Origin of the sequence: Sphingobium sp. LB126, from assembly GCF_002795205.1 — a bacterium.
In the GTDB taxonomy this organism is placed as follows: Bacteria; Pseudomonadota; Alphaproteobacteria; order Sphingomonadales; family Sphingomonadaceae; genus Sphingobium; species Sphingobium chungbukense.
Map to the genome: position 1 here is coordinate 1 of NZ_NETV01000008.1, position 19,940 is coordinate 19,940.

Genomic DNA, 19,940 nt, shown 5'->3' on the forward strand with positions numbered 1-19,940 from the left:
GGTAATGCTGGCCCTCCGTAGTGCGGTCACGGATCTCGCCCTGGCGACCGATGCGCAGGGCGTTCTTCAGCGCGTGGTGCGCCTCGCCCTTGTTAAGGCCGACCTGTGCGCGGCGTTGCATGCCGGCGTCGAGGATCCATTCGATGATGAACAGCGTCCGCTCGATCCGCCCGACCTCGCGCAGTGCTGCGGCCAGGTCGTTCTGGCGCGGATAGGCGGCGAGCTTGCGCAGGATGCGGCTCGGCGCGACCTGCCCCGCGCTCATGGTGGCGGCGCAGCGGAACAGGTCGGNCCAGTTGGCCTCTGNGCATTGTAGGGACACGGATTCACGGTAGGCATCGACGTCAGGGGTAGCGAACTATTTGCGCAGGTTCTCGATGCCAAGTTCGCGCCATATCCAAGTGAAGTCGTAGGTGGCCATCGGGTCGTTCGCGTCGAGTTGGCTGCTGCTGCGGTTTTCGAGATGCTTGAGCCACCCGGCTACTCGGTGCCGGCCTGCGGCAGTTNGAACGGCTGCGCGCGGGGTGATGTCGCCGAGCATGCCGACGGGTTCATCGAGCGTCGCGCGGTACTGACGGTCGAGCATGGCATGGATGAGCGGGGTTGCAACCTCTGGCGCAATGGCGGGTGCCGGTTCGGATGATGTCAGCCCCTCGGCCCGCGCCGCCATGGCCTGTTCGACCGTCTCAATCGTGGTCAGCGGCGAGCCGACCANCCCGGCGAGCGCATCGTTGATAAGCGCGGTGCCGCGTTTCGCTCGCTCGGCCGAGGTGACGGCGAGCATCAGGGCGCGGCCTTNCAATTCGACATTGCCGAGCACCGGGGTGCCGTCCGCCATCGTCACACCCCACGCCATGCGCCCGGTGCTTTTCGCTTTTCCGTTCGGTTTCTCGCCCAGCCAGTTCCAAAAGTGCGTGGTTTCCCGCTGAAGCGCAGGGACAGTATCAAGCCGCTCGCCGACCAGCGCCTGGGTCACGCCGCGTGCGAAGGGAAAGCGCACGCGGTGGAACATCACCTCCTCGCCATCAATGTTGTGCAGCGTGGGGATGGGCGCCGGTCCCATGGTCTTGGGAACGACATCGAACAGCCATGCCGTGCTGATGAGGGCCGGAAGTGCAGCCAGATCGTCGGCGTCTAGGTTCAACGCGGTGCGCGGGCTGCGCTTGCCCTTCGAGCGCCGTAGATCGGCGACGAGCGCCTCGGCCGCCTCCATCGTGAACGACAGCACGCCGCCCGACAGGAGGTGCTTGCCTCCGACCTGCACGACGCGGGCACCGATCCTGTCCCATTGCTTCAGCGTCTGCGAGGCGCTGCGCTCGGATACTCGAAGCGGCTCGCCGCCCCGGATCAGGTCGCGCACGAGGAAGCCGCTGCCGGGCTCGACCTCGCTGACCTCGTGGAGGCTCATCACTGACGATCGAAGGGCACGCAGGTAGATTTTGGTCGGGCCGCTCTCATTCCAGCCCCGGCGCCGAATATAGTCATCGACGATGTTCCGGTCGGGTTGGATGGTGCGCGTCAGCAGATCCTCGAACGCGCATCCCCACAACACGCCGGCCCAATGATCGCCGACGATGTCCGCCAGCTCGTCCGCTTCGAAGTCGAACTCCTCCATCGCCAGCCCGAGATGATCGCCGAGCGCCTCGCCCAGATGCTCGCCCCAGGCCGGCGAGGTGGCGAACTTCATGACGCCGGACAGATCGTGACCACGCTTCATGCCTGTTCCCTCTGCTGCTGACTGAATTGCTGGCGGTGCGCGGCGACGATGCGCGAGACGGTGGGTTCACTGACGCCGTAGAGCCGCGCCATCTCGGCACCGGACTTGCGGCCGGACGTGACGGACTCGGCGATTTCGCGGCGCTGCTTGTCGCCGAGCTTGGGCCGACGCCCGCCGATCCGTCCTTCTGCGCGAGCCTGGGCAAGGCCGGCGCTGGTACGCTCGCGGATCATGGCCCGCTCGAACTCGGCGAAGCTTCCCACCATCTGCATCATCATCCGCCCTGCCGCGGTGGTGGTGTCGATCGCCTCGGTCAGTGAGCGGAAGCCCGCGCCTGCCAGCTCGATCCGCTCCATGATGTGCAGCATATCCTTTAGGCTGCGCGACAGCCGGTCAAGCTTCCAGACGACGACGACGTCTCCGTCGCGCAACTGGCCGATCATCTCCAGAAGCTTGGGTCGGTCCCACCGCCCACCGCTGGCGGTCTCCTCGAACACCCGCTTGCAGCCGGCCGCATCGAGCGCGCGCCGCTGCGCGGCGTTCGACTGGTCGTCGCCCTTCGACACGCGGGCATAACCGATCAGATAGGGTTCGCGCGTCATCTGCGTCTCTTTCACAAACGGCCGTATCTGGAGGCGGAAACAGCATGCACCAATTTCCGCAGCCTTGGNTCTTTCACAATCCTCTTTCACTAAGCCAACAAAAGGCAAGAGGTTTTTGGAGGATGAAACATGCCCGCACGTATTCCGATGACCCAGCGGCAGCGCGCCGCGTTGCTTGCTTTGCCCGACAGCGAGGCGGCGGTGGTGCGACATCATGGCCTCGATGCCGAGGACCTTGCTGCGATCGGCTTCGCACGCACTCCGGCGACCCGCTTGAGCTATGCCCTGCAACTCTGCTGCCTGCGCTATCCGGGGCGACATCTGCGCACAGGCGAGCTGTTGCCTGCAATCATGCTCGACCACATCGCCGAACAGGTCGGAGTGGATGCAGGCGTCGTCGCCGACTTCGCGCGGCGAGCGCCGACCCGCTACGATCAGCTTGCCGCCATCAAGGCGCGCTTCGGATTCACCGATCTGAGCCGGCCAGCGCGCGGCATCATGATGACTTGGCTGGAAACCGAAGCCATGGCTATCGTGGACGGGCGCATTTTGCTTGATCGATTGCTGGACGAGCTGCGCACGCGACGCATCGTCATCCCTGGCATCAGCGTCGTTGAGCGGATGGCGGCCGAGGCGATGCTTCGGACGGAAACCGATCTGGTCGCCGCGGTCGATGCTAAACTCGATGCGGATATGCGTCAGCGTCTCGATATGCTGATCGATGAGAAGGTACATGACCGGCAGAGCCGCTTGTCCTGGCTGCGCGAACCAGAGCCCCGCGTCGCGTCAGCCTCGCTTGCCGAAATCCTCGAGAAGGTCGCGATAATCCATAGGACCGGTATTTCCAGCATTCCGGTCGATCCCCTGCACGAGCCCCGCCTGACGCAGTTCGCCCGCGAAGGCGTGCGATATACAGCCCAGGCTTTCCAACAGATGCGCGTCTCCCGCAGGCGGGTCATCCTGCTTGCAACGCTGCGCGAGATGGAGGCCACGCTTACCGACGCGGCGATCGCCATGTTCAGCGCCTTGATGGGACGCGCTCACCTTCGTGCTCGCAAACGCCTGGAGCAGAGGGTCGCGATTTCGGGACGCGAAGGCCGCGATCGGCTGATGCGGATCGCCACTGTGCTGGAAACAGTTAGCCAGGCAGCACGCGCCGGCGGAGATATCGGTGCGGCCCTCAGGGATATCGTGCCTCTCGACATGCTCGATGCTGATGCCGCAATCATCCGTCGTACCGCGGCACCTCACAGGGACGATGTGCTGAGCGAGATCGCAGCCGAATACCGGACCTTCAAGCGAACAGGGCCTCTATTCCTGCAAGCGCTCGATTTCCACGGTCGGGCCGGCACCGCGGCATTGCGCGACGCGATGGCGATCCTGTCGAATCTTGATGGCGACTGGCGCAAGCCCCTCCCTGCCGACGTTCCGCTCGGTCATGTCGAGCGGCGCTGGCACCGCCATGTCGTGGTCGCCGGCAAGATCGACCGGACGCACTGGGAGATGGCGACTTACGGCGCGCTCACCAATGCACTGGCCTCGGGTGATATCTGGGTGCCGAGGTCAAGGCTGCACAGGTCGCTGGACGTGCTGCTCGCGCCGTTATCCGGCGCAGCGCTGCAACCGCCGTTCTCGCTCGGTAATCCACACGCATGGCTCGATCAGCGCGCCGCGCAGCTCGACAGCGCCTTGCGCGACGTCGCCCACAATCTGGCCGGACGCGATGCTGCCCTGTTCGCTGGCGAGCGATTGCGATTTCCCAAGGAACTGCAGGACGATGATGCCAGGCACGACGAAGGACGGCGCCTGACGCTTGCCTGCTACGACATGCTGCCTGCCACGCGTATCACCGACGTGTTGTCGCAAGTCGAACGCTGGACCGGCTTCACCCGGCACTTCGGGCACGTCTCGACCGGGTTGCCGCCTGGCGATGAGCAGGCCTTCCTCGCCACTCTGATTGCCGAAGCGACCAATCTTGGGCTGTCGCGCATGGCCGAGGTATGCGGCGCAGGGTCACGCCGCGCGCTGCTGCGCATGCAGACATGGCACATGCGCGAGGAAACCTTTCGGGCGGCGCTCGCCTGTCTGACCGACGCCATCCACGCCGAGCCGATCGCCGCCTGGTTTGGGCAAGGACACCGGGCTTCCGCGGATGGCCAGGCCTTCTACCTGGGCGGGCCGGGCGAAGCCGGCGGAGCGGTCAACGCCCATTATGGTCGCGACCCAGTGGTCAAGATCTACACCACCATCACCGACCGCTACGCGCCGCTGCACCAGACGGTGATCGCCGGCACGGCAGGAGAAGCCATCCATGCGCTCGATGGGCTCCTCGGCCATGACAGCAACGCCGATCTGACCGCGCTGCACGTCGATGGAGGCGGCGTTTCCGACATCGTATTCGCGACGATGCATCTCCTCGGGCTCGATTTCGAGCCGCGCATTCCTCGCCTGTCCGACCGGCGCCTCTACGCTTTCGAACCCTCGAAGCGCTATGGCAGGCTTGCGCCACTGTTCGGTCACAGGCTCAACCGGGACCTGATCGTCAGCCACTGGCCCGATATTGAACGTGTCATTGGCGCGATCCGTCACCGCACCGTCACGCCATCGTTGATCCTGAAGAAGCTGTCCGCCTACCGCCAGCAGAACAGCCTCGCTGCGGCGCTGCGGGAGATCGGGCGGATCGAGCGCACGCTGTTCACGCTCCGCTGGTTCGAGGATCCGGCTCTGCGCCGTACCGTCACTGCCGAGTTGAACAAGGGCGAGGCCCGCAACAGCCTNGCCCGGGCGGTCGCCTTCCATCGGCTCGGCCGTTTTCGCGACCGTGGCCTGGAGAACCAGCAGACCNGAGCGGCCGCGCTCAACCTCGTCACCGCAGCGATTATCCTGTTCAACTGTCGCTATCTGGGGCGCGCCGTCGACGAAATGCGTCGTCGAGGAAGCCCCATCGATCCAGCTATGCTGTCCCGGCTCTCGCCGTTGGNTTGGGATCGCATCAATCTCACCGGCGATTATGTCTGGTCCGATCACCTCGATCTCGACGCCAACGGCNTCATGCCGCTGCTCATCAAACCGCTACCGTGAATCCGTGTCCTGATAATGCACAGGGGCCAGAAAGCGCGTCTCCACNGTCGAATGGGCGANATCTGGCCCTATGGACGGCGTACCGGCGAACACGCTTTCGATTTCCGCAAGCGTGACACCATGTTTCTGACATTTAGCCTGGTTGCCTTCATCCCAATCGAAGCCAGCGACATTTTTGCTATCCATGCTGAAAAATGGCATTTGTATGTACATTTGTCAATGTTGATAGCATCATCGTTCGCGGTCCCCGTCCTTAGAGTTGCTGGCGGCCGACAAAACGGGGGCTGGCCGATCGACACCTCATCANCGATGATGCCTAGTATTGGCAGGTCGTTTCTGCCTTCGCAGTGGATAGGGGTGGGGGTCTATACATTCATCACCGCCGCTATCGTCATTTGGTTACGCTGGCGGCAGTAATCTATCGTCATAGTGGATTAACCCTATCGTCGCTGCTCGTGCAAGTTCCACACGAACGGAATAAGGCGCTCATCATTGGATCATTGGCTTGATCGTCTAAGGGAACGAATAATCTTCACCTTAGCGCCCGTTGTCTCGGCGACTGAGGCCCACTGTCGGTCTGCCGTCCAGGCTGGCAATCCGTCACGAAGAGCCAAGGCCAGACAGAAGCGATCACCAAGCGACAGTCCTGCTTCGGACGTTGCGGCGCGCAGATGGCCTGCGATTCTCGCAAGCTCCGCGTCTGCCTCCACCCAAGTNACGGGCAGGGGGCGTAGCATCGCGTCCGCTTCCTGGGGCGGCATGCCGTTATGCACAAAGTGGCTTATCACCTCGGCGAGATTCACCGTGCACATGCGCGAGCCGATCAGTGCACCCGCANCCTTGTCACCGNCCCGGCTCATCACGCAGCATGGCGAGCAAGGCGGAGGCGTCGAGGACGATCGACGTCATTCGCCGCTTTCCGCGCGACGGTTAGCAAGGAAGCTATCGACCGACGCCTCTGGCTTGTCGACCGTATATTTGCGGGCCAGCGCACGGGCATGGGCAACGGATTGAGCGACTGTGCGCAGAATGACGCCATCGGGCGTTTCCTCCACGATCAACGCCCCGCCGCCTGTGAGGCCCAAACGTTTCCTGACATCCGCCGGAAGGCTCATGCGGCCATTTGCGGTGACGTTTACCTGAAAGGTCATATTGCCCACNAAAATCCATTGACTGCCGATTTNGCCATTTTTCCAATTTATGGCACTTTCTGCTTTTTATGTCACGACTGTGGGTAGATGGCGTAATTGCGCCATCTGCACCCAGCATGCGTATGATCCTTTGATAATGTCCTTTATCATATATAGAGCGGGTGGTAAGTTGAGCCCTCCACAGGCGATGGAGGAAGCCTTGCGAACAGCCGTCTATATCACAGTAGGAAAAACGAACCGGAACCCGGTCGCGCTCGCGGACCTCGCGCGGCGACAGGCCAACTATCTCGGCCCCCAAGGCTTCAGGGCCATGCGCGACCAGACCGATGAAAATTTTGAAGAGCGTGGGTATCATCGGCTCGTATTTTCCAGCGGGGAACTGGCAGCCCGGTTTCAGGAACGGGTCGAGGAAAATTGCGATCCCGCCGTGTCCACCGAGGCGCGCCGGATCAAGCCCAAGGTTAAAAAGCTCAAGTCGCCCAAGCGATGAAAGCGGTGCANGANANGATCGAGGGGCCTTTCGCGATCGAGGAAGACATCGCCNTTTATGGCATGATCGCCGGCGACGCGACGTTGCGCCGGGGCGTGCGCTTCATCCTGCACGGCACGATCGCGGGCAACCTCACGATCGAGCGCGGCGCGCGGGCCATTGTCCACGGCACCGTCGCGGGCCGCATCTATAATGACGGCGGCCGTGTCGAGCTGTTCGGGATCGCCGATGCCGTCACCAACGGGGCGCAAGACGCCATTACCATCATCGACCCNGCCGCCCATGTCCGGGGGCGACCCTGATGAGGTCGTTTAAACGGTCCTGAAGATCCATCACAAGGAGGCCGTGATGCACAAGGATGACGACGAGGCTTTCGCCGACAACTATGCCGAGCGCGACCAGGCCAAGGCGCTACGCGAGCAGGCGCGCGCGGGTGGCCTTCGTTTCGAGGCGTATCTCCCCGGCGAATTGGCTGATTGGCTGTTGCAGCGGGTCGAGGGCGGCATGTTCGTTGACCCTTCGGAAGCGGTGTTCGCGATCGTCAAAAACTTCATCGAGATGGAGCCGCACCGCGATCTGCGCGACGAACTGCTGCGCCGGATATTGGATGCGTCGCTCAAGNNCGGCCTTGAGGACGTGGAGGCGGGCCGCACCCGCCCCGCCGACGAAGTGTTTGACGAGCTGCGCCGTAAAATGGCTGAACCGCGCCCCGAGCCGGCACGTTGGGCGAAGATCGCGCGATGAACGAGCTGGCCCCCNTGCCCTCGCCGTCACTGAATTTGCCGGCGCTGGTGGCGTCGGCCGACGAGGCGGCGCGGCTGCGCTTCCTTGAGTTCTTCGCCGTCACCATCCGCAACCCACACACCCGCCGCGCCTATATGCGCGCGTCGGCCGACTTCCTGGCCTGGTGCGAGGCACGCGGCGTTGCCTCCCTCGTCGGCGTGCAACCGCTTCACGTTGCGGCCTGGGTCGAGGCGCTGGGGCGTGAGGTTGCCCCGCCCAGCGTCAAGCAGCAGCTCGCCGCTGTCCGCAATCTCTTCGGATGGCTGGTGACGGGCCAGGTGGTCCNGGTGAACCCCGCTGGATCGGTGCGCGGGCCGGCGCATAGCCAGCGGCGCGGAAAGACGCCGGTGCTGGCCCNTGACGAGGCGCGGCGCTTGCTCGACAGCATCGACGTGGCCACCNACGCCGGCCTGCGCGACCGCGCCCTGATCGCCCTCATGGTCTACAGCTTCGCGCGGATCGGCGCGGCGCTGTCCATGCGCGTCGAGGACGTGTTTATGCAAAACCGCCGTCTATGGGTCCGCCTTCACGAAAAGGGCGGCAAGCGCCATGAGATGCCGTGCCACCATAACCTTGAGGATTATCTGACCGCCTATATCGACGGCTGCGCGCTGCGCGAAGATCGCAAAGGCCCGCTGTTCCGGACGATCGCACGCGGCACTAAGCGACTAAGCGATACCCCCCTGCCCCAGCCCAATGCCTTTGCGATGGTGCGCCGGCGTGCCGGCGCGGCCGAGATCGGGGCGGCGATCGGCAACCACTCATTCCGCGCGACCGGGATCACCACCTATTTGAAAAACGGCGGCACGTTGGAGACGGCCGCGACAATGGCGAACCACAGCTCGACGCGCACCACCCAGCTCTACGATCGGCGGCCCGATGATGTGACGCTGGACGAGGTTGAACGGGTGTTAATTTAAGCCGTTAGGACACATCGAGCAGCATGCCCCGCTCATTTGCGGTTCTCTCCGCTTGACGATCCGGAACCTTCACCTGGTTTTGCTTCACGCATCAGGATCAGCTTCTTTGCCGGGATATCGAGAATGATATCAGCCGTTCCAAGTATGCCTTGACCAAGCAGACCGTCTTGATTTCCCGGTAGTGGGCCACTGCTTTCAACTGGCACACCTTCGACATTGGCGCCTCCGAAGGTCAGTTTGTTGCCTGCTATCCGCCGAACTGCGAGATCGGCTCCTTCAAAACGGGTGCCGGTTTCTTTTGTCGCGTGGCCATCGTCAGGGAATACGCGCTTCCATGCTGTGTCAGACAGACTCACCACCCCGTCTGATCCTAGATCAATCTGCAAACGTAGCGGCTGACCATTGACCTGCGCGTCGATCTGATCACCGGAAATAAGAGGGATTTCCCGACTATGTACGCCCGGTCGAGGGGTAATACGACCGGTAGGAACTAGCATCATGATTTTCTGAGATGGATAGATGCTCAGCGCTATTTGCCCGATAAGATCGCCGCCGAGAACAGCATCGATGGGATGCTTTATTCGTGCCGATATCGCCGAAAAATCGACGACGCCGGTTGCAGTGGTGAGAGCAAGCTGATGGGGAACTTCGATCGATACGCCTTCAGCCATCCCAAGGGAAACCTCAGCCGTACCGGAGCGAGCTGTCTGCCCAGTTTCATGGATAGTCAGTCCGATCCGACGCGCGAAGCCCGCATCAAGGGTCGTATGGCTAAAGCCGTTGTCTAGCAGAATCGTTGCCGGTACGCCGTTGATGGTTCCTTGAAAAAAGATGACACCGTGGAAGCGTTCAAATGCAAGCGGCGTCCACCCCATGTCCCGGCCAACAAACGTGATCTTCGCCTGCTGCTTTGTCTGCAATGGCGGGCGCGCTTCCTGCGCAATTGTAGCAGTACCGGTCACGCTCATAGCGAGCATACCTACAAAATGTAGGATGCGGGAGAATTGCGGACGGGTAGACATAAGGCTAAGCCTCCGAATATCTATTATCGCATTGCATTCAGTCATATAGGGCGATCAAGCGAACGGCTATCACGTTGTGCAGGCCCAGCGATTTCCTTGCAAATGAAACCCTACCCGCTGCGCATTGGCGATCGCTGGCGGCTCGCCCTTGCGCCAGAACGCCCGCATCTTGGCCCGTTCGTCCAGATGGGCGTCAGCGACGATCGCGCGCGCGGCCTGAATGAACTGCCCATGCCCGAACACATAGACCAGCGAGGCGGGCGGCATGGCGGCGAGCCGCGCCAGCGCGGCCTCGCAGCGCCGTAGCAGGGTGGCGAAGCTCTCTGCCCCTTCCCCGTCGCAATAATCAGGATCGGCCGCGTTCCAATAGCGTTCGAGGTGCGGCATCCGCTCCGCGCTGCGCGTGCCGTTCCAGCGCGCCGGTTGCAGATAGGTGAACTCTTCGATCGGCCACACTTCCACCGGCACGCCGGGAAAGCGCGCGATCGTCGGCGCGGCCGTCTGCCGGGTGCGGGTATAGGGCGACGTGACGATGAGCGCGGGCGCTTGCGTCCAGCTCGACGCGACCGCACTCGCCTGTTCGTGGCCGCGCTCCGTCAGTTCGATCGTCGCGAGATCATGGCACGGCACGCCGGCGTTGCCGGTGCTTTCCCCATGCCGGATGAAGATCGCTCGCATGGCTATTTCAGCAGATGGGCGGCGGCCCCCTGCCCTTTCAGCAGTTTGACCGCCGTTTTGTCGAAGGACACGAACGTCTCCCCGCCGTGGAATCGGCCGTCGAAAGCGATCACCCCGTCCGCAAAGTCGCCGCCCGCATCGAGGATAGCCAGGCCCGCTTCCACCGCAGGGCGATTGACGACGACGTTCTCCGCGTCGATCACGCCTCGGATCGCGGCGGCAATTTCGGGCCGGGTTTTCTTGTAGAGTCGTTCCAGAACCCAGGCGAGTTCGCACAGTGAATGCACGCTGATGGCAACGTGGCTTGCGCTTTCCATCGCTTCGACGGCGGCGAGGCCCTGCGCTTCGTCGTCCGCCAGCACCAGGCGCAGCAAGACGTTCGTGTCGGCCGTGATCTTCATTTACCGTCCAGACCGGCCACACCCGCAGCAGCGCCCGCTTCCGCAATAGCGTCGTTGATTTCCTCGATCGTGAACCGGGGACCGTCGCCCTTCCCCTTGAGCATCCCGTGCAGCGCCCGCCACGAACCCTTTGGCTGGTCCGCTTTCAGTTCCGCCCGCCCATCGGGCAGCAGGTCGAGCCTGATCTTGCCACCGGGCTGGATGCCGAGATGTTTCAGAATATCCTTCCGAAACGTCACCTGGCCCCGCGTGGTCACGCTTAATGTCGTCATGGTCATTACCTCCATATAAGGCAAGGTAATGCAGAAACGCATTATTTTCAAGGCCCAAATCCTGATAGCCAATAATAATAAGCGACTAAGCGACTAAGCGATTAAGCGATTAGCGCCTGCCGCTGGCGCGGCACCGTGGCTCTACTCGCTTCGCTCCCCAAGCCCGCAAGCGGTCTTGGCCCAAGGTAACGATCCACATGGCGGGGCGAGATCGCTGCGCGGATCTCGTGGGCGATGTGCCGGCGTGCGCCGGCGTCGATGTTTGTTTGAAGGGGGAAGGCGGTCCCGGCCGCCTCTCCCCCGCAACGGGATTAGACGGGGCCGTGCCTCGCTGCGCTGCGGCCGCTCCACCCCCGTCGAATCCCGCTGCCCCCCTCTCTCGCCGGCGTTCTTGGCCGTCCGTGTTCCGGCCGATGGCATGGCCATCGCCGGACAGGCGATTTGAAGGGAGTAAGGACGATGACCCACCAAACCCGTGAAAGCTGGCTCAATGCGGTGGCGCAGGGCGTGGCCTCGCTGTTCGAGGCGCTGGACGCCCCCCTGCCCGACCGCGTGCGCGTGGCGATCGGCTTCACCAGCAGAGGCGCGAAGGGCAAGGCGATCGGCGAGTGCTGGGACAACCGCTTGAGCGCGGACGGACATTTTGAAATCTTCATCCGCCCGGACCTGGCGCACGCGCCCGACGCGATGCCGGCGCAGATCGCGGCCATCCTCGCGCATGAGCTTGTCCATGCCGCAGTCGGCATCCCGGCAGGGCATGGGAAGGCGTTTAAACGAGTCGCCCTTGGGCTGGGCCTAGTCGGGCCGATGCGCGCCACCACCCCCGGCGAGGCGTTTCTTGCGGCCATCGCGCCGATTTTGGAGAGCGTCGGCCCCCTCCCCCATGCCCGCCTCGACACGGACGGAGAGTCGACCGCGCCGAAGAAGCAGAAAGCCCGGATGCTCAAATGCGAGTGCGCGACGTGCGGCTATACCGTCAGGACCGCGCGCAAATGGCTTGAGCAGGCCGGAGCGCCGCTTTGCCCGATCGAGGATCACGGCCAGATGCAGCATGAACCGCTGGATGATGACAGCGAGGATGAAGGCGGCGACGCGGAAGCCTGACATACCAAGCGGATAAACCACTAAGCGACTAAGCGATTAATGGCGTGCCTTGCCTACTAAGCGACTAAGCGATATAGATCGCATAATCGCTTAGTAGGGAGCCATCATGCAAACTTGGGCTATCATCGCGCAGAAGGGCGGCCAGTCGAAGACGACCATCGCGACCGCCTTTGCCGTCGAGGCCGCCCGCGAAGGGGCGGCGGTCGTGATCCTCGATGCCGACGATCGGCAGGGGTCCGCGCTCTACTGGTCAGAGCGGCGGGATAGCGACGATGTCATGGTGAAGGATAGCAGCGTCGCAGGCCTGCCGCTGCATGTCTCACGCGGCCGCGATAGCGGCAAGGTGGACCTTATCATCATCGACACGCCGGCGAACTCGAAGGACATCGCCATGCTCGCGGCCGAACAGGCCGATTTCGTGGTGATCCCGGTCGCGCCGCGCGGCCTCGACGTTCATTCGGTCCTCCAAACCGTCAAGCAGGTGCAGCAGGCGGGAACGCCGTTCGCCGTGATCCTGACGCAAGTGCCGCACCAGGGCTGGGAGGGGGACGAGGCGCGCGCCGGCTTCGCCGCCAAGGGCGTTGCCGTGTTCGATAGCGTGCTGCATTTCCGCAAGGACTTCTACAAAGCGACGCCGATCGGCAAGACCGCGATCGAGCTGGACCCTGACAGCAAGGCGGCAGCAGAGTTGCGCGCGGCTTACGCCGAAGCTAAGCGACTAAGCGGTTATGCGAATAAGCCACTAAGCGAGGTTGCGTAATGGCCAAGAAATCGTCTGCCCTGGCCGGGATTTTCGATGATCCGGAAACCGAGGTTGCGCCGCCGCCTGTGCCCCAGGCCGCGACTGAAGCGATAGCGCCGTCGACGCCGGCAGCAGCGCCATCTTCCAAACCGACGAGGGCAGAGGCGGTCCCAAAGCAACGGGGCAGGGGAGGGCAGGGGGCGCGCAGCGATCCCGGCGAAAGCCCGGCGCGGCGCAGCAGCCACCCCGGCAAGAAGCCCGTGCTGATCCATATCCCCGAGGACATGCACCGCACCTTGCGGCAATTGAGCGTCGAGGAAGGGGGCGAGCCGCTGACCGTCATCACCGAGCGGCTCTTGCGGCAATATCTCGTGACGCGCGGGCATACCCGGTTCGCCCCGTGAGCAAGCGCCGCGATCCCAATCCCACGTTCGACTTGTTCATTCCGCTGATGAACGACCTCCCGCTGAAGGATCAGCGGGAGGTGATGGAGCGCCCGTTTTTCTCGCTCCAGAAACGTAAGCGCCTCAAGCCGATCGAATATCGCAGCCCGGACGGCGAGGCGTGGGTGAAGGTCGAGGCGATGCCCGCCTACGGCATGGCGACGATATGGGACGCCGACATATTGATTTGGGCCGCGTCGGTCCTCAACCGGATGAAGGAGCAGGGCGTCAACGATCTGCCCCGGACGCTGACCACGACGACCTACGACCTGTTGCGGGCGATCCGGCGCGGGACGGGCGGGCGCGACTATACCGAGCTGCAGGCGGCTTTGTCGCGCCTGGAGACGACTTCCATTCGCACGTCGCTGCGCGCGCCCAAGCGCCGCACCGAAGCGCAATTCGGGTGGCTGGACGGGTGGAGCCTGGAGGTCGATCCCGCGACAGAGCAACCGCGCGGGATGACCATCACCCTGTCGAACTGGGTCTATGAGGGGATTGTCAGCGAGCGGTCGCTTCTCACCATGCACGTCGATTATTTCCTGCTGACAGGCGGGCTTGAGCGGGCAGTGTATCGTATCGCGCGCAAGCACGCCGGCAGTCAGCGGGGCGGATGGACGTGCCGCGTCGAACTGCTGCGAGAGAAGGCCGGGAGTGACGCCCAGCCCAAGGAGTTCAACCGCATGTTGCGGAAGATCATCGAGGCCGACCAACTCCCCGAATACACCATGACCATGACCAAGACGGTCGAGGGCGCGCCGGCAGTACTGTTCGAGCTGCGCGGCGCGGCCGAGGCAGCCGAGCTGCACGCTAGACTAGAGGCCGAACGCGAGCGCCATGAGCGTTACGAGGCCGATCGCCGCCGCGCCGGGGAAGTGGACGATCTTATGGACCGCCTCGCGCGGGGCGGGGCACGCTAACTATCGTGGTTTCACACACCGCTGCCCCAGAAACAGGGGCAGCCTGCCCCGGATTTCGGGACAGCGAGTCGTAAAGGGTCGGCAAAACTGTGAATCCGGCCCCTCGCGAGGGCAATTATCGGGGTTTCACCCACCATTTGACGACTCGAATGTGTCGCTGAGTCGCTTGCCAAAAGGGTCGGGGTTTCACCCACCATACCATCGGGGTTTCACCCACCCCACTATCGGGGTTTCACCCACCGAATCACGGGGTTTCACCCACCGGCGAAATGGATAAGCCATTGAATTGAATATCATAAAACCTTGGTTTTTCCGCCTTAACTTACTTAACGATTCCTATTTTAACAGAATCCTTTAACGCCACGACAGCGCCTGCGGCCTGTGGATAACTCCAGATCCATCGGTGTGTGCCTGCGACAAAGACAGTAAGGGGTCGGTTCCGGCTGAGGGCGAAATGACACCCTAAGCGTCGGCATCCTTCGGCCAGAGGTATTCGCCGGTGAGGAGGATATGCGCCCACCCCAGCGGGGAGACATGGGCCAGCAGATGATCCGGGGTATCGAGTCCTTCGCGACGCCGGGCCTCTACAGCATGGCCGAGATGCAGGGTGTTCCAGTAGACGATGATGGCGGTGAGCAGGTTGAGGCCGGCGATCCGGTAATGCTGGCCCTCCGTAGTGCGGTCACGGATCTCGCCCTGGCGACCGATGCGCAGGGCGTTCTTCAGCGCGTGGTGCGCCTCGCCCTTGTTAAGGCCGACCTGTGCGCGGCGTTGCATGCCGGCGTCGAGGATCCATTCGATGATGAACAGCGTCCGCTCGATCCGCCCGACCTCGCGCAGTGCTGCGGCCAGGTCGTTCTGGCGCGGATAGGCGGCGAGCTTGCGCAGGATGCGGCTCGGCGCGACCTGCCCCGCGCTCATGGTGGCGGCGCAGCGGAACAGGTCGGGCCAGTTGGAGACGATCAGTGCCTCACGCGCCTTGCCGCCCACCAGCGGGCGCAGTTCGGTCGGCGTGACAGCGGGATCGAAGACGTACAGCCGTTTGGACGGCAGATCGCGGATACGCAGCACGAGGCGATAGCCGAGCATGGCGCTGATCCCGAACAGATGGTCGGTGAACCCGCCAGTGTCGGCATACTGCTCCTCGATCCGCCGCCCGGCCTCGTTCATCGTCAGACCGTCGAGCAGATAGGGTGCCTCGCTGACGGTCGCGGGGATAGGCTGTGACGCGAACGGCGCGAAGCGGTCGTTGACGTGGGTGTAGGCCTTGATGCCGGGATCGTTGCCGTAGCGGGCATTGACCGTGTTCATCGCCTCGCCCTGTCGCGCGGCGGGGTAGAACTGACCATCGGCGGACGCGGTGGTGCCCATGCCCCAGACCCGCGCTAACGGCAGATCGCCTTGCGCGGCGACCACGGCCGCCAGCGCCTGGTCGATCGCCTCGCTTTCGACATGCCAGCGCGCGAGGCGGGAGAGCTGCCAGTAATCATGGGTATTACAGGCCTCGGCCATCTTGCGCAGGCCGAGGTTCAGCCCCTCGGCGAGCAGTACGTTGAGCAGGCCGATCCGGTCGCTGCACGGCACGCCGGTGCGTAGGTGGGTGAAGGCTTCAGTGAAGCCGAGTGCGACATCGACTTCGAGCAGCAGGTCGGTGATGCGGACAGGCGGCAGGCGACGGTACAGGTCGAGCAGCAGTTCCTCGATCCCGCCCGGCGGGTCGGCGGTGAGACGGTCGATGCGCAGCGTGCCGTCCTCGATACTGCCATGCGGGATCGTCCCATTGCGCGCGGCGCGACCGAGTCGGCCGAGGCCATCGGCAAGCCGGACCTTGCGGTCGGCTAGCCAGACATGCGGATCGGACGGGACTGCCAGCTTCATGGTACGCGCGACCGTCATCGGCACTAGGACATGGCGCAGGTCGCCATAGCGATGCGAGCGCTCGAGCCAGATGTCGCCCGAGCGCAACGCGTCGCGCAGGTGGAACATCACCGCGACTTCACGCATCCGCGCATCGTCACCGCCCTTCAACCGCAGCTGACGACGCCATTTGGAATGCGGGCGCAGGAAGTCGTCGGCCGCCGGCACCCCGCCTTTGGCGGCGATCGCGGTCACCGCGTCGAGCAGGGCCGGGCAACCGGCGCGGCTGCGAGGTCGAGGCAGCGCAGCATACGCGGCGCATACCGGCGGAAGCGGTGATACCCCTGATCGACATGCGCCAGCGGATCGTCGCCGAGCGTGTCGGTCAGCGACCTGGCCTCTGTGCATTGTAGGGACACGGATTCACGGTAGGCATCGACGTCAGGGGTAGCGAACTATTTGCGCAGGTTCTCGATGCCAAGTTCGCGCCATATCCAAGTGAAGTCGTAGGTGGCCATCGGGTCGTTCGCGTCGAGTTGGCTGCTGCTGCGGTTTTCGAGATGCTTGAGCCACCCGGCTACTCGGTGCCGGCCTGCGGCAGTTTGAACGGCTGCGCGCGGGGTGATGTCGCCGAGCATGCCGACGGGTTCATCGAGCGTCGCGCGGTACTGACGGTCGAGCATGGCATGGATGAGCGGGGTTGCAACCTGGCCCAGTCGGCCCGAAGCTGCGATTTTGGTCATCTTGGAGAACACGTCGGGAACGGGCTGGTTGTTGTTGACGGTCGCCCATGCGAGGAACGACGTTCCGCTCCGATAAGGGAGTGGCGTTATGAGCCTTGGCGTTTCGAGTGGGGATCTGATCGGCTCCTGGAGCCTGAGTTTTTCGGACATCGCGTTCGTGACCGGCAAAGCGGAGACGGCGCGACTGGGATTGGCGGTTCAGCTTAGATTTTTCGCCGCGCATGGCTTCTTTGTGCCGGATCATGCGTCGATACCCTCCGACGGTGTCTTGTATCTGGCGGAGCAACTTGGTCTCGATGCCAAATCCGTGAACCACTATGATTTTTCCGGTCGCACCGCCCGCCGGCATTGCGCGGAGATTTTGCGGCATCTCGGGTTCCGCCGTATGACGCAGACGGATCGCAGGGCGTTGTCGGGGTGGATTTCCGACGATCTTTGTGCGGGCGGGCAGTCGATCAATGCCATGCTCGAGCATGTTTTCCTGTGGTGCCGCGACCGCCGTATCTATGGGCCGTCGCGCAAGGAGCTGGAACGCCTCGTCCGCTCGCAACGACACCTCTATCTGGAGGCCCTGTTGGCCCGAGTCCGCGACCGGCTTGTGCCGGATGCGGTCGCCTTGCTGGAAGCCTCGCTCGCCGATCCCGATGGCCCGACCGGCTTCAACACGATGAAGGGCGATGCAGGTCAGGCGACGCTCGAAAACATTCTTGGCGTGACCGCCAAACTCGCCTTTATCCAGCGGCTTGCTCTTCCCCGAGATTTCCTATCGGTCACGGGCAAGGCATGGGTCGATCAGATCGTTCGCCGGGCTGCCGGCGAGAAAGCCTCGGAGATGCGCCGGCATGTACCGGCGCGCCAGCTCGGGCTCTATGCCGTTTATCTGATGGCGCGGGAAGCTCAGCTTACGGATGCGATGGTCGACCTGCTGATCGAGACGGTCCATAAGATCGGATCGCGCTCGAAACGCAAGGTGGTGGGCGATATCGCGAAAGACATCGAGCGGGTCTATGGCAAGGAGCGACTCCTGGTCGAGATTGCCAGCGCTTCGATCGACGATCCATCCGGGCGCATCTGCGATGTCATTTTCCCAATCGCCGGCAAGGACAAGCTGGCGGCGATCATCAAGGAAAGCCAGGCAAAGGGCGCCTTGGATCGGCGGATCTACAAGGTGATGCGGGGGTCATGGGCCAATCATTATCGCCGTATGCTGCCAAGCCTGCTTTCGGCACTGGAGTTCCGGTCGAACAACGCCATGTGGCGTCCGGTGCTGGCGGCCCTGGACTGGATCAGAAGCAAAGTGGATGATGGATGCCGCTACGTGCCGCCGCACGCAGTGCCGGTCGACGAGGTCATTCCGGCGAGATGGCGCAGTTCCGTCATTGATGAAGAGGGGCGCGTAAACCGGATCAGTTATGAGCTTTGTGTCCTCGCGCAACTGCGCGATCGCATCCGTTCTAAGGAAATCTGGGTTGCCGGGGCGGACCGATACCGCAATCCCGATGACGATCTTCCCAAGGACTTCGATGCGCGGCGAGAAGCATATTACACAGGATTGAACCTGACGGCGGATGCGCGTGCATTTTCAAGCGCCATCCGGGAAGAGCTTGCTCAGGAACTGTTGCGCCTCAATGCCAATATTCCCCGGAACGACAAGGTTCGGCTGCTGTGGCGCGGCGAGAACCGTATCTCTCTCACCCCGTTCAAACCCTTGCCCGAACCCAGGGGTCTCGCCTCGATCAAGACCGAGATCGGCCAACGCTGGCCGATGACCGGGCTGCTCGACGTACTGAAGGAGGCTGCCCTTGATACGGGACTTCTCGAAGCGTTCGAAACATCGGCCTCGCGTGTTGCACTGCCGAAAACCGCGCTGGATCAACGTCTCCTGCTATGCCTCTACGGCTTGGGAACGAATGCCGGGCTCAAGCGGATCGCCGGCGCCACCCCCGATGTCAGCTATGAAGAGCTGCTGCATGTCCATCGCCGCTTCGTTCATGCCGCGGCGCTCAAGGAGGCGTGTGCCAGGGTTGCGAATGCGACCCTGGCAATCCGCAATGCCGCAGTCTGGGGAGACGCCGGCACGGCCTGTGCGTCAGATTCCACAAAGTTCGGAGCCTGGGATCGCAACCTGATGACGGAATGGCATGCGCGTTATGGTGGGCGGGGCGTCATGATCTACTGGCATGTCGAAAGACGCGCGACGTGCGTCTATTCCCAGCTCAAGCGCTGCTCTTCCTCCGAGGTCGCCTCCATGATCGAGGGCGTGCTGCGCCATTGCACCGACATGGAAATCCAGCGACAATATGTTGATAGTCATGGCCAAAGCGCGGTTGGCTTTGCATTTTGCCGGCTTCTCGGATTTGAGCTCGCACCCCGCCTGAAAGCGATCGCTCGCCAGAAGCTGGCTCTTCCCGATGTCGGCATGCGAACGCGGCTTCCCCACTTGCAGCCGATCCTCTCCAGTCCGATCAACTGGGATGAGATCGAGCAGCAATATGACGAGATGGTCAAATATGCAGCCGCCATGCAGACAAAAACCGCCGACCCGGAGGCGATCCTGCGCCGGTTCAGCCGCTCCGAGGTGATGCACCCGACCTACAAGGCGTTGAGTGAGCTGGGCCGCGCGGTCAAGACGATCTTCCTGTGCCGGTATCTGCGCGAGGAGTCCTTCCGCCGCGAAATTCATGAAGGCCTGAATGTCGTTGAAAACTGGAACAGTGCCAACGGGTTCGTTTTCTTCGGCAAGGGCGGCGAGATCGCCACCAACCGCATCGATGAGCAGCAGCTCTCGGTCCTGGCGCTACATTTGCTGCAAGCGTCGCTTGTCTATGTGAACACCCGAATGCTTCAGAGCGTGCTGGTGGAACCGAAATGGACGGGCCGGATGACGCCGGATGATTATCGCGGCCTCACACCGCTGATTTACAGCCACGTCAATCCTTATGGCCGCTTCGACCTCGATCTGAATAGCCGGATCGATTTTGGGCGGCTTGCTGCCTGACCGGGGCCTTTCGCTCGCA

15 protein-coding genes and 12 pseudogenes are annotated in these 19,940 nt (G+C 63.0%); 14 read left to right on the forward strand and 13 right to left on the reverse strand.

The features are described from left to right. The 4 genes and pseudogenes from CAF53_RS26490 to CAF53_RS26500 all read right to left on the reverse strand — a co-directional run. Positions 1-291: transposase (locus tag CAF53_RS26490; protein WP_242443702.1), on the reverse strand; the 291-nt coding region annotated here is incomplete at both ends. A gap of 216 nt (positions 292-507) precedes the next feature. Next, positions 508-714 (reverse strand): annotated as a pseudogene (locus CAF53_RS29310) (hypothetical protein); the annotation flags it as partial. A gap of 85 nt (positions 715-799) precedes the next feature. Continuing rightward, positions 800-1,717 (reverse strand): annotated as a pseudogene (locus CAF53_RS29315) (hypothetical protein); the annotation flags it as partial. Next, positions 1,714-2,319: a recombinase family protein gene (locus CAF53_RS26500; protein WP_026109404.1), complete on the reverse strand. Its 606-nt coding sequence runs from the start codon at positions 2,317-2,319 to the stop codon at positions 1,714-1,716. The pseudogene CAF53_RS29315 and the gene CAF53_RS26500, both read right to left, overlap by 4 nt. Before the next feature lie 147 nt (positions 2,320-2,466). Between CAF53_RS26500 and CAF53_RS26505 the strand changes: the two genes are divergently transcribed. The 3 genes and pseudogenes from CAF53_RS26505 to CAF53_RS28900 all read left to right on the forward strand — a co-directional run. After that, positions 2,467-5,096: Tn3 family transposase (locus CAF53_RS26505; protein WP_242443703.1), on the forward strand; the 2,630-nt coding region annotated here is incomplete at its 3' end. A 1-nt stretch (position 5,097) separates the two neighbouring features. Beyond that, positions 5,098-5,163 (forward strand): annotated as a pseudogene (locus tag CAF53_RS28895) (hypothetical protein); the annotation flags it as partial. A gap of 1 nt (position 5,164) precedes the next feature. Continuing rightward, positions 5,165-5,299 (forward strand): annotated as a pseudogene (locus CAF53_RS28900) (Tn3 family transposase); the annotation flags it as partial. A gap of 598 nt (positions 5,300-5,897) precedes the next feature. Here CAF53_RS28900 and CAF53_RS28905 read toward each other — a convergent pair. The 3 genes and pseudogenes from CAF53_RS28905 to CAF53_RS26520 all read right to left on the reverse strand — a co-directional run. Continuing rightward, a partial coding sequence (locus CAF53_RS28905) for a PIN domain-containing protein (RefSeq protein ID WP_347337881.1) occupies positions 5,898-6,116 on the reverse strand: 219 nt, incomplete at its 5' end. A gap of 1 nt (position 6,117) precedes the next feature. Beyond that, positions 6,118-6,212, reverse strand: a pseudogene (locus tag CAF53_RS28910) (VapC toxin family PIN domain ribonuclease); the annotation flags it as partial. A gap of 93 nt (positions 6,213-6,305) precedes the next feature. Beyond that, a complete protein-coding gene (locus tag CAF53_RS26520) occupies positions 6,306-6,551 on the reverse strand; it encodes an AbrB/MazE/SpoVT family DNA-binding domain-containing protein (RefSeq protein WP_100240028.1) in 246 nt (81 codons plus the stop codon). A 544-nt stretch (positions 6,552-7,095) separates the two neighbouring features. Here CAF53_RS26520 and CAF53_RS29320 point away from each other — a divergent pair. The 6 genes and pseudogenes from CAF53_RS29320 to CAF53_RS28925 all read left to right on the forward strand — a co-directional run. Further along, positions 7,096-7,315, forward strand: a pseudogene (locus CAF53_RS29320) (hypothetical protein); the annotation flags it as partial. Between the two features lie 74 nt (positions 7,316-7,389). Beyond that, positions 7,390-7,662, forward strand: a 273-nt coding sequence (locus tag CAF53_RS26535) for a CopG family transcriptional regulator (protein WP_242443698.1), incomplete at its 3' end; no start/stop codon positions are given. A 138-nt stretch (positions 7,663-7,800) separates the two neighbouring features. Beyond that, positions 7,801-8,109, forward strand: a pseudogene (locus tag CAF53_RS28915) (site-specific integrase); the annotation flags it as partial. A 1-nt stretch (position 8,110) separates the two neighbouring features. Continuing rightward, positions 8,111-8,181 (forward strand): annotated as a pseudogene (locus tag CAF53_RS28920) (integrase); the annotation flags it as partial. A gap of 1 nt (position 8,182) precedes the next feature. Further along, positions 8,183-8,225: pseudogene (locus CAF53_RS29205) on the forward strand (hypothetical protein); the annotation flags it as partial. Between the two features lies 1 nt (position 8,226). Next, positions 8,227-8,744, forward strand: a pseudogene (locus CAF53_RS28925) (tyrosine-type recombinase/integrase); the annotation flags it as partial. A gap of 32 nt (positions 8,745-8,776) precedes the next feature. On the opposite strand, the gene CAF53_RS26545 reads toward CAF53_RS28925, so the two are convergent. The 4 genes from CAF53_RS26545 to CAF53_RS26560 form a co-directional block, all read right to left on the reverse strand. Continuing rightward, a complete protein-coding gene (locus CAF53_RS26545) occupies positions 8,777-9,766 on the reverse strand; it encodes a pepsin/retropepsin-like aspartic protease family protein (protein ID WP_197707597.1) in 990 nt (329 codons plus the stop codon). A 69-nt stretch (positions 9,767-9,835) separates the two neighbouring features. After that, positions 9,836-10,444, reverse strand: coding sequence for a histidine phosphatase family protein (locus tag CAF53_RS26550; RefSeq protein WP_017503526.1), 609 nt, complete (start codon positions 10,442-10,444; stop codon positions 9,836-9,838). A 2-nt stretch (positions 10,445-10,446) separates the two neighbouring features. Further along, positions 10,447-10,845: a type II toxin-antitoxin system VapC family toxin gene (locus CAF53_RS26555; protein WP_017503525.1), complete on the reverse strand. Its 399-nt coding sequence runs from the start codon at positions 10,843-10,845 to the stop codon at positions 10,447-10,449. Continuing rightward, on the reverse strand, positions 10,842-11,117 hold the full coding sequence (locus tag CAF53_RS26560) for an AbrB/MazE/SpoVT family DNA-binding domain-containing protein (RefSeq protein WP_038293132.1): 276 nt from the start codon (positions 11,115-11,117) through the stop codon (positions 10,842-10,844). Before CAF53_RS26560 ends, CAF53_RS26555 begins: the two co-directional genes overlap by 4 nt. Before the next feature lie 459 nt (positions 11,118-11,576). Here CAF53_RS26560 and CAF53_RS26570 point away from each other — a divergent pair, with 459 nt between their 5' ends. From CAF53_RS26570 to CAF53_RS26585, 4 genes are all read left to right on the forward strand, one after another. Then, positions 11,577-12,221, forward strand: coding sequence for a transcription elongation protein SprT (locus CAF53_RS26570; protein ID WP_100240132.1), 645 nt, complete (start codon positions 11,577-11,579; stop codon positions 12,219-12,221). A gap of 106 nt (positions 12,222-12,327) precedes the next feature. Next, positions 12,328-12,981 carry a ParA family protein gene (locus CAF53_RS26575; protein WP_100240133.1) on the forward strand — a complete coding sequence of 218 codons (654 nt, stop codon included), beginning with the start codon at positions 12,328-12,330 and terminating at the stop codon, positions 12,979-12,981. Continuing rightward, entirely contained in the window at positions 12,981-13,367 is a 387-nt protein-coding gene (locus CAF53_RS26580) for a hypothetical protein (RefSeq protein ID WP_017503521.1), read from the forward strand. Before CAF53_RS26575 ends, CAF53_RS26580 begins: the two co-directional genes overlap by 1 nt. Continuing rightward, entirely contained in the window at positions 13,364-14,323 is a 960-nt protein-coding gene (locus tag CAF53_RS26585; RefSeq protein ID WP_017503520.1) for a replication initiator protein A, read from the forward strand. Before CAF53_RS26580 ends, CAF53_RS26585 begins: the two co-directional genes overlap by 4 nt. Positions 14,324-14,785: 462 nt before the next feature. Here CAF53_RS26585 and CAF53_RS26590 read toward each other — a convergent pair. Together CAF53_RS26590 and CAF53_RS26595 are read right to left on the reverse strand one after the other, a co-directional pair. Further along, a pseudogene (locus tag CAF53_RS26590) lies at positions 14,786-16,569 on the reverse strand (Tn3 family transposase); the annotation flags it as partial. A gap of 66 nt (positions 16,570-16,635) precedes the next feature. After that, a pseudogene (locus CAF53_RS26595) lies at positions 16,636-16,890 on the reverse strand (hypothetical protein); the annotation flags it as partial. 121 nt (positions 16,891-17,011) lie between these two features. Here CAF53_RS26595 and CAF53_RS26600 point away from each other — a divergent pair. Further along, positions 17,012-19,921 carry a Tn3 family transposase gene (locus tag CAF53_RS26600; RefSeq protein ID WP_100240065.1) on the forward strand — a complete coding sequence of 970 codons (2,910 nt, stop codon included), beginning with the start codon at positions 17,012-17,014 and terminating at the stop codon, positions 19,919-19,921. The last annotated feature ends 19 nt before the right edge of the window (positions 19,922-19,940 follow it).